This window comes from Asticcacaulis biprosthecium C19, from assembly GCF_000204015.1.
Classification (GTDB): domain Bacteria; phylum Pseudomonadota; class Alphaproteobacteria; order Caulobacterales; family Caulobacteraceae; genus Asticcacaulis; species Asticcacaulis biprosthecius.
The window spans coordinates 101541-110534 of sequence record NZ_GL883078.1; the positions used below are offsets into that span (position 1 = coordinate 101541).

The window sequence follows — 8994 nt, forward strand, 5'->3', positions numbered from 1 at the left end:
GCACAATCGATGCAAGGACTACCGACGCAAGTTCTCCCGGTCAGAGTTTGAACATCCAGGCTTGAGGGATGAAACATAAAAGGCCGCGCCACATGTAACTGAGGCGCGGCTAGTTTTATAGAGGCTGCTACGCTTGACGCGTACGCTTATTAAAACGCCTTGTTGAACGAGATCATGCCCTGCTGGCCGGTCTGATTATCGCCAAAGTTGCCGCTGTACTGCGCCCTCACCTTGAAGCCGCCTAAATCGGTCGCGACACCCAGTCCGACCAGCAGGCCTGGCGTGCCGACCTCGCCCATATCGGTAGCAAATGCACGGGCGGTGTTGTTGAGCAATTTGCCGCGCAGTTCGCCTTGGTCTCCGCTCAGCACGGCTTCGTAACCGACCAGGCCATTGATCGCCAGTGCGCCGACCTTGCCCGAGGTATGCAGTTCGACGGCGCCCGAGGTCGCCGAAACCGTGCGGTCCTCGAACTTTACGATGGCGACATCGCCCATTTCCGAGAAGCCCGACATGGTCGCCGAATTGTACGACACCCGCGCCAGCGGCGTCATTGACCAGCCGCCCATTTCGCTGGTCCAGCCGGCCTGCAGCCCGCCCGACCAGGACTGGCTGTCGATCTGGTTGCGATGGCCTTCGAAGCCCTGGACGAGCATGCCGCGCTTGTAAGCGCTGTAGGAACCCAGGCCGAAGCCCGCCATGGCCGACACGAACACCTTGTCGCCATGCCAGGTGATACCGGCATCGACGCTTATATCTGTCGGCCGTGCCTCGACCATGAAGGCCTTGGCGTCACCTGTCAGCGCCGTCCCGGCGATACCGAAGCTGGTATTTTCGCCCATTGGCGCCACGGCGCCGGCACGGAAGCCGCCCAGGCTATAGTCATAGGCCTTCTGGCTGGTCAGGGTGGCAGTGGTGCCGATCTGGCCCTGCAACGCGATATCCTTGTCACGCGAGCCTTGCGCGCCAACCACCTCGACGAAATAACCATGGCTGCCGGCCATCCGCCCGGCCAGGTCATTGGCATTGCTGCGACGCAATTCATAGGACTGGTCGGCCAGCATGCCGACGCCTTCGGTCAGGGTCGGCGTATAGAGATGTTGCGCCGTCAGGCCGGCGACCAGCTTGTGGCCCGTCGCGGTCGGGTGGACACCGTCCCAGAACAGGTTGGCGTTGCGCACGTCCTGGCTGCCGGTGACGCAGGCGGTCACATTGACGCAGGCTCGGGTGACATCGGTCAGGCCAAAGCGTTCGGGATTTCTGATCACGGCACCGAAAGCCGAATAGATATCGACCTGGACGATATTGGTGTCGGCATGGGCCGTGGCGGCATTACCCAGGCCCGTGTTCAACGCCGAATTAAAGATGGTCGTTGTCAGGCTGGTCAGTGCCGAGGCCGATGGATCGGCGGAAAATTGTGGCGTTTTTCCAAGGTCCGGCAGGTTCATGACGACGATGGTTTTCGCCCCCGCCGTGGCCAATTGGTTGACCTGTGTTGTCACATTGCCGGCCGCTGTGGTGGCGACACCGCCCATGACCGTGCTGGCGGTTAACGGGTTTGAGGCCGCGCCCGGCAGGGCCTGAAAGATGTCATTGGCACCGGCCCAGATGCTGGCGACATCATTGGCGCCGAAGGTCCCACCATTCCCCAGATAGGCCGCGATCTGAACAGGGGTGCCGGGAGGTGACGCGACCACTGTATCGGAGCGCGCGCCCCCGAAGGCGGCGTTGTAGTTTCCGGTCGTATAGGACGTCGCCGTGAAGAAGCCCTGCATCGTGCCCGACAGATACTCCGCCCAGACCATGTCATTGGTGAACCGGCGATTGTAGGGCGCTGGTGGCGTCGTGCCGCCGGTCGCCGTATACAGGTTGCCATTGTCAGACAGGCTGTCGCCGAAGCTGATCAGGCGCGAATACGATTGAGCGTGCGCACCGGCAGCCAAGACCAGCGGCAGCAGTGCGGTACCGGCGAATAGCGCCAGCGAACGGAATTTTGTCATGATTTACCCTGCGGATTTGTGTTTTTTCGTTATCTTTCGGCCTGCTCTGCCCGGGGCGGTCGCGACGGCCTTTATTGCAACGCAACAAGTCGTCGGTCAGCCTTGACCCTCAAACCGTAGATTTGGTGCGGCGCGAAATCACCACATCACCGCTGAAAATAATGGAATTGCCGTCAATGGCAATATTTCCGCAACGTCAAGAGTCAACAAAAAAGTAATAAGGTGTCAAAAAAGCAATACGGGGTCAGAGACAATTCTGATCTCCTGGAGGCGTGTTCAATTTAGCGGGCAGGATTACCATAGCATTGTTTTCAGGCAGCTCTGTCAACATAACCCGATGACAGCAGGACCCTGGCGGACGCAGCCGACATCTTTTCCATTTCCTGTTCAGCCGTCGGGAAAATAAGGGGTCAGAGACAATTCTACCCCTTATTCGACGCGCGGAAAAGTAAGCGTATAGCCGGCCCCAACTGGTGTTGAATTTTCGGTCAGGCTACGAGTTCGTCATGATGTTCTATGATGCCTCGTGTGTTTCCTGCCATGTCTTCTCCTAAGACGTTTCATATGATCGAGGCGGTGGCCGAGCCTTTTGAAGGCGCTCCGTCCCGGGTCCATCGCCGCTGGTCGGCCACATTCAAGGCCGAGATTGCGGCCGAGTCGCTGCTGCCTGGCGCCAATGTATCGGCGATTGCGCGCCGTGTGGGTATCGACAATTCACAAGTTTATCAGTGGCGCCACAAAATCAAAATAAATTTCGTTGACAGGTTATGGAATGCATAAATGTTGCAAAACCTAACCGAGTGCGCATTCAACGCGCATAAAATTGACACGCAGCGCGCATCTGTGTGACTATCCTTTACGTCTGGAGGTTCCCACTCATGGCACAAGCCCACGATACGAAGATGGTAAAACGGCTCAACACCACCTTACCTGATCCTCTGGCGGCCTATGTCGGCGAAATTACTGGCAAGGGCGCGCTTTACGAGTCACCGGGCGAGTTCATTCGTGATCTGGTGCGCCGTCACATGGAACGCAGCCAGAATCGCGAACGCGCCGACGTCCAGGCCCTGCTCTCCCAGTCCCTACGGGAAAATAGCTACGAGGAATGGACCTCGAAAGACATGGATGATGCGCGCCGCGCCGCGACCGAATAAGGTGAAGGGTCAGAATTCTCCGAAGCCACCTCTTCAAACGGCAGGTCTTGGAACTGACCGCGGATTACCGTCAGCGGGCGGGATCGCCTGTCGCTCTGAAATTCGTCGGTCAACTTGGTGACGCCGTAAACTTCATCGCAAAGCGCCCCACTGCCTGCCCAGTCTATATCTGGCTCGAAGGCAAAGAATTTCGAAAATGGGTGCTAAAAGATTTTCCTGTGTCCGTATTCTTCCGGCTGGCCGACGATGCCGCCATAACGCTTGAAGCCATGTATGCACAACGGATGAACATCGCTGGAAGGTTGCCCAAAACCATCGAATGATCGTCTTCGTATCGGCCTTGCTTGCGGAACATCTTTCGGGAAACATCTCCGTGCCCCACCGCCGTACGCTCAGCTTTCCGCAACGCCAAGACCCGATCGCCGACCTATATCGCAACCTCGCTCTGGACCGTCTCCCGCCCGGAAATTGCGATCAGGTCATCGAGCAAACTCAGGACCCTTGCAGACGCCGCCGACATCTTTTCCATTTCCTGTTCAGCCGTCGCGCGGTCTCCTTTCTCATACGCCGCCGCCGCAATGCCATGTCGATGCACTGCCTCATGCGGAACCAACGGCTCCCGGAACGCCGACGACGACCGAAGCGACTGATCCGTGACAGAGTCTTACCATTTGCCGGAACAATGCGAGGGATGGTCCGTGCAAAGGGCGCGCTACATGACCCTTGAAACCATGGCGACTGTGAGCGATGATCCCATCGTCCTGCTATCCGCTGTACCCGGAGCATGACCGACCGTTCCTGATCCAGACCATCGGTGGCCTGCCGAACCTACACCACGTCCTGGGACGCGATCTTCTCAAGATTTTAGCTGGAAACGCCAAGCGTATTCGCAACTGACCAAATTTGGCATTGCAAAAGCCCGAGCGAAAATTTTTCAAGGTTTGCCGCAGAGACGCAATTTTTAGGCCGGTATGCCAAGATGTCAGTTTTTGTAATTATATGCGGTATAAATTTACATGCCATATAAATCAATTATCACCAAACGCAGTTCAGTAAGCGGAGTTAGCGTGTTCAAAAATACGTCCGTTATTATCGCAGTTGCGATGTGCCTGGTTACACAGTCACTTGTCTCGTCTGCCTTGGCGCAAAGTGTGCACCTGGCCGCAGCTGAGCAGGGCGATGCTGAGGCCCAGCGCAAATTGGGAAACGACTACTATGAAGGCAAGGTCGTGCCGCAGGATTATGCACAGGCCCTCAAATGGTACAGGCTGGCGGCCGATCAAGGCGATGCACGCGCCTATCATAATCTGGGAACTATTTATCTGGAAGGCAAGGTCGTCACCCAGGACTACGCAGAAGCTTTAAAATGGTACCATATGGCAGCTGATCAGGGTTTAGTTTACTCGCAGATTCGGCTCAGCGAAATGTATTCGCGCGGGTATGGGGTGGAAAAGAACGATGAAACCTCCGCAAAATGGATGCGCAAAGCCGCAGAACAAGGCGATGCAGCGTCGCAGTACAATTTTGGAATTATACTCTCAAAGGGGCGGGGCGTTGCGGAAGATGACGTCGAAGCGGTCAAATGGTTCAGCCTTGCCGCTGAGCAGGGCGATATAGATGCGCAATATGCTTTGGGTGTCGCGTTTATAAATGGTGCAGGTGTAGAGAAAAGTGACAAGGCTGCCGTAGCTTGGTTTCGAAAAGCCGCCGAACAAGGGCATGCGTTAGCGCAACGACAATTTGCCAGAATGCTTGGGCAGGGCCGCGGAATTAGAAAAAATGACGGCGAGGCGTTCAAATGGATGAAACTGGCCGCCGATAGCGGCCTGATGGACGCCCAGTTTGACGTGGCGATGCTCTATGGGAACGGAAACGGTGTGGCGAAGGACGAGGTCTCCGCCGCGTATTGGTACCGCAAGGCAGCGGAACAGGGCGACAGAGAAGCACAGTTTAATCTTGCTGTGAGACTCATGAAAGGCACAGGTGTCTTACGGGATGACGCCGAAGCCTTCACGTGGATGAAGCTATCTGCAGAACAGGGCCTAGTGAACGCACAGTATCACCTCGCGCTCCTGTACGAGCTTGGGCGCGGAACCGATATGGACATGGCGCAACGTAACCAGTGGATGGAAAAAGCCGCAAATCAGGGCTGGGCTGCCGCCCAGTATGATGTCGGTGTGAGAGTATACAAGGGCGATGGGTTCCCTAAGAATGAAGCTGAGGGTATGCGCTGGTTCAAGCTGGCCGCAGATCAGGGACATGAAAAGGCCTTGACCTTCTATGCGGAAATCACTGCGTATAATGAGAAAGAACAGGCTTTTGCCCAACGCCAGCAGGCCATGCGAGATGAGGCTTGGTCGTCGCAGCAGGCAACCCAGGCTGCAAGGCTACCGAGCAATTCTCCGTCCAGCTGCACCCAAGCCGAAACCGCCTCAGCCGAACAGGCTTTGAATAGATTCCGAAATGAAATCCAACCGTTGACAACACGTTATGACAGCATCGTCCGAGCCGCCAACACGGCTGGATATTTGTTCGATCCAAACATGTCTTACAACATGAAATCAATTAGGACGGAAATTCTGAGCAAGATCGGCACCCTATTGTCAGACTATGGAAGGTGCTTGGATGCATCCTCATATTCCTATTGGAGCCAGCAGCGCCAAATGATCAATGAGATACAATAGCTGAGGCAATAAGGGGGCAGAGGCAATAAGGGGCAACGGGCAGCAATAAGATCCTATGAGGGTGGATGAACATTGCGGCAAGGTTGCCCAAGGACATGAAATGATCTTCTTCGTAACGCACTCATATCGTCGCTTGAACATGACGCCCTGCCGACGAATTGCACAATTCCGTGTTCCATCACTGGCCCATGGTCGGCGCCTTTCGTGACTGAAACGCGCCAAAGGCCATGAAGCCGGGCATGACGACCACCAGGCAGAACAGCCAGACATAGGGAAACCGCCAACTGCCGGGCGTGCCATTGGACGAGTTTTCGGGATCGTCGCTGGCGTAATAGACCTCAATCTTTTTGCCGACCCGCTCTGTGCTGCAACCGCGTCCCAGGCCGGTATAGGTCTTGTCGCCGACCTCGAACCTGTAGCTGCACGTACCGTGGTCGTGGGGCGCAAATGGGTGATGGTCGCCTCGGTTTTCACGGCGGATCGCTCAAGCGCGTCTTCAGCCCGCCAGGTCAACCAGGTCGGCAGTGCGAAGACGACAAAGGTGGCCGCGAACGTACCCAGGCCAGCAAGACCGGCCGCCGTCCCTCGTTTCATCGGAAAATCTTCCCCATAGGTTCCAGACTGTCTCGCCAACAACACAATAGCGAAACGCAGCATTGCCAGGAAGACCCAGAGAAAGCGTCGCTGCTGTGTCCGCAAAATCGATTTGTCCGTCAATTTGATTGACGAAACGCCGACTTGGCCGCATATATGAATGATAACGTACCATTCATGGGGCGGCTCAGGTGAATTTCCTTCCGATCGATCCTCCAGACGTGGACTTAAGCCTTGATAATCAAGGTGGATTTTTTCCCGTTCGCCATGGTATCGCTCCCACACAGAGCAACCCGACCCCCATTTCCCGGCTGTCGGATTCGATCGCCCAGCAGTTGGGCATGGACATTGTCTGCGGCCTGTATGCCGTCGGTGAGGCCCTGCCCACCGAACATACCCTCGCCGCACAGTGGAATGTCTCCCGCACCGCCGTGCGCGAAGGGCTCGCCATTCTCCTCGGCAAGGGCCTGATCGAAGCGCGCAAGAAAGCCGGAACCCTCGTCACGCAGCGCGCCCGCTGGCACCTGCTTGATTCCCAGGTGTTGTTCTGGATGCGCCTCGCCGATCCGGACGAAACCTATATCCGCTCGCTGTTCGAGCTTCGGCTGACCATCGAGCCCCAGGCCGCCGGCCTGGCTGCCCGGCGCCGGACGGACCAGGACCTGATCCGGCTGCAAAAGGCCTTCGACATCATGTCCGATGACCGCCGCACCGAGGAAACCGCCCGCCGCGCCGAGATTCAATTCCACCGCGCCCTCATGGCCGCCGCCGGCAATCCGATGCTCCTGCCCCTGGCGGACTCCATCGAAGCGGCTGTGGTCTGGGCCAACTCCTACAAGACCCGGCGCAATATCTCCGTCCGGACGTCGCTCGACGAACACCGTATGATCCTGGACGCTGTCTTTCGTCACGATGATGCCCAGGCGCGCTGGGGCACGGAAACCCTAATCCGGTCGACCTTGGCGCTCACCTCCCCGCGCCCAGCGCCTTCTGCTGCGCGCGGGACCGCCGATGCCCGGATCGCTTGCCACGCCTGAGGGCAAAGAAGAAGACCCCTCCGTCTCGACGCGTTGCGGCCTTCGGCCTCCACTTGCTCGCCACCTCCCCATCTTCGATAGGGAGGAAAAAAAGATAGAGTTCACTTATTTTTTCTTCTCCTACGCATGACGATGGGGAGGTGGCGAGCATGTGACGCCCCCTATGGCCCGAAGCGCTGCCTGCCGGCGAGGCTCGAGACGGAGGCGGCCCAGTAGCCTCTCCGAACTCGCCCGCTCTATTTCAGATCCGTCAAAATCCATGCCCCCCCCCATATTGTCCGACCTGATTATGATATGCGTACCATGTTGGCCATTACCTTGCGCTATCCTCCACACCCTCTCGCGTCCGAACCGAACCCCATTTTAAGCAAATGTTTGATTTTGCCGTCTGCAAAGACTAGCAGTAGAGATACCTCTTCAGACGGCATACCCACATCGCCATGGACATTGAACCCGGACAGAAGGCCGCGCGCCGAGGGCGCAACGCCATCACCATCCACGACGTCGCCAAACACTGCGGCGTATCACCCATGACGGTGTCCCGGGTCATTAACGGCGAAACCAATGTTCGCGAAGAAACCCGCCAGAAGGTCCTGGCCTCGGTCGCCGCGCTGAACTATTCCCCCAGCACCTCGGCGCGCACCCTGGCCAGCCGCGACGATACCCAGATCGCCGTGTTGTACACCAATCCGTCGACCTCCTACCTCAACGAGATCCTGATCGGCGCCCTGACCCAGACCGGCCTCAGCGGCTGCCGCCTGACCATCGCCAAATGCGAAGGCCTCGACGAAGCGGTGGAAACCGTCGAAGACCTGGCGGCGGCCGGCATCGATGGCGTCCTCCTGCCGGCGCCCATCTCCAATTCCAACCGCGTCGCCCTGGCGCTGGACCGCGTCAACCTGCCCTCCGTCGGCATTGCCGCCGCCCAGCAGCCCCCCGGCCGGACCACCATCGCCGTCGACGATCATGCCGCCGCCTTCGCCATGACCACCCGGCTGATCGAACTGGGCCACACCCGCATCGGCTTTATCAAGGGCCATCCGAACAATCGCGCCTCAGATTTTCGCACCGAGGGCTTTTACGCCGCGATGAATGCCGCCGGGCTCGATGTCGATGTCGACCTGGTCGTGCAGGGCTATTTCGACTACCACTCCGGCTTCGAAGCCGCCGCCGTCCTGCTGGGGCGCCCTGACCGTCCGACGGCGATCTTCGCCTCGAACGACGACATGGCCGCCGGTGTCCTGGCCAATGCCCACAGTTTCGGCGTCCACGTCCCCGCCGAATTGTCGGTGGTCGGCTTTGATGACACGACCACCGCGACGACGGTGTGGCCGGAGCTGACGACGGTGCGGCAACCGACCGTGCATATGGCGTCCGAGGCGGTGGATTTGTTGCTGCTTCAGATCCGGGCCAAGCGCGCCGGCGCCATCTTCGAACCCCGCCGCGAGCTTCGCGATTTCGAGATCATCGAACGCCAAACCTCCGCCCCCGCCCCCAAAACGTAGCCGAATAAATTAGCTTTCTT

General features: G+C 58.0%; 7 protein-coding genes. 6 read left to right on the plus strand and 1 reads right to left on the minus strand.

Annotated elements, in window-relative coordinates:
• Window positions 1–149: 149 nt before the first annotated feature.
• On the minus strand, window positions 150–2000 hold the full coding sequence (locus tag ABI_RS11130) for an autotransporter domain-containing esterase (protein WP_006273068.1): 1851 nt from the start codon (window positions 1998–2000) through the stop codon (window positions 150–152).
• Window positions 2001–2564: 564 nt separating this feature from the next.
• On the opposite strand from ABI_RS11130, the gene ABI_RS11135 reads away from it, so the two are divergent.
• The 6 genes from ABI_RS11135 to ABI_RS11160 all read left to right on the plus strand — a co-directional run bounded on the left by ABI_RS11135 (window position 2565) and on the right by ABI_RS11160 (window position 8974).
• Window positions 2565–2780 (plus strand): transposase, encoded by a 216-nt coding sequence (locus ABI_RS11135; protein ID WP_050808274.1) that lies wholly within the window; start codon window positions 2565–2567, stop codon window positions 2778–2780.
• 98 nt (window positions 2781–2878) lie between these two features.
• A complete protein-coding gene (locus tag ABI_RS11140) occupies window positions 2879–3154 on the plus strand; it encodes a hypothetical protein (protein WP_040309160.1) in 276 nt (91 codons plus the stop codon).
• Window positions 3155–3201: 47 nt separating this feature from the next.
• On the plus strand, window positions 3202–3477 hold the full coding sequence (locus ABI_RS11145) for a hypothetical protein (protein WP_006273072.1): 276 nt from the start codon (window positions 3202–3204) through the stop codon (window positions 3475–3477).
• Window positions 3478–4221: 744 nt separating this feature from the next.
• The gene (locus ABI_RS11150; RefSeq protein ID WP_050808275.1) at window positions 4222–5838 is read left to right on the plus strand and encodes an SEL1-like repeat protein; all 1617 of its coding nucleotides are present in this window, start codon (window positions 4222–4224) and stop codon (window positions 5836–5838) included.
• A gap of 815 nt (window positions 5839–6653) precedes the next feature.
• A complete protein-coding gene (locus tag ABI_RS11155) occupies window positions 6654–7469 on the plus strand; it encodes a FadR/GntR family transcriptional regulator (RefSeq protein ID WP_280959738.1) in 816 nt (271 codons plus the stop codon).
• Window positions 7470–7909: 440 nt separating this feature from the next.
• The gene (locus ABI_RS11160) at window positions 7910–8974 is read left to right on the plus strand and encodes a LacI family DNA-binding transcriptional regulator (protein WP_006273076.1); all 1065 of its coding nucleotides are present in this window, start codon (window positions 7910–7912) and stop codon (window positions 8972–8974) included.
• The last annotated feature ends 20 nt before the right edge of the window (window positions 8975–8994 follow it).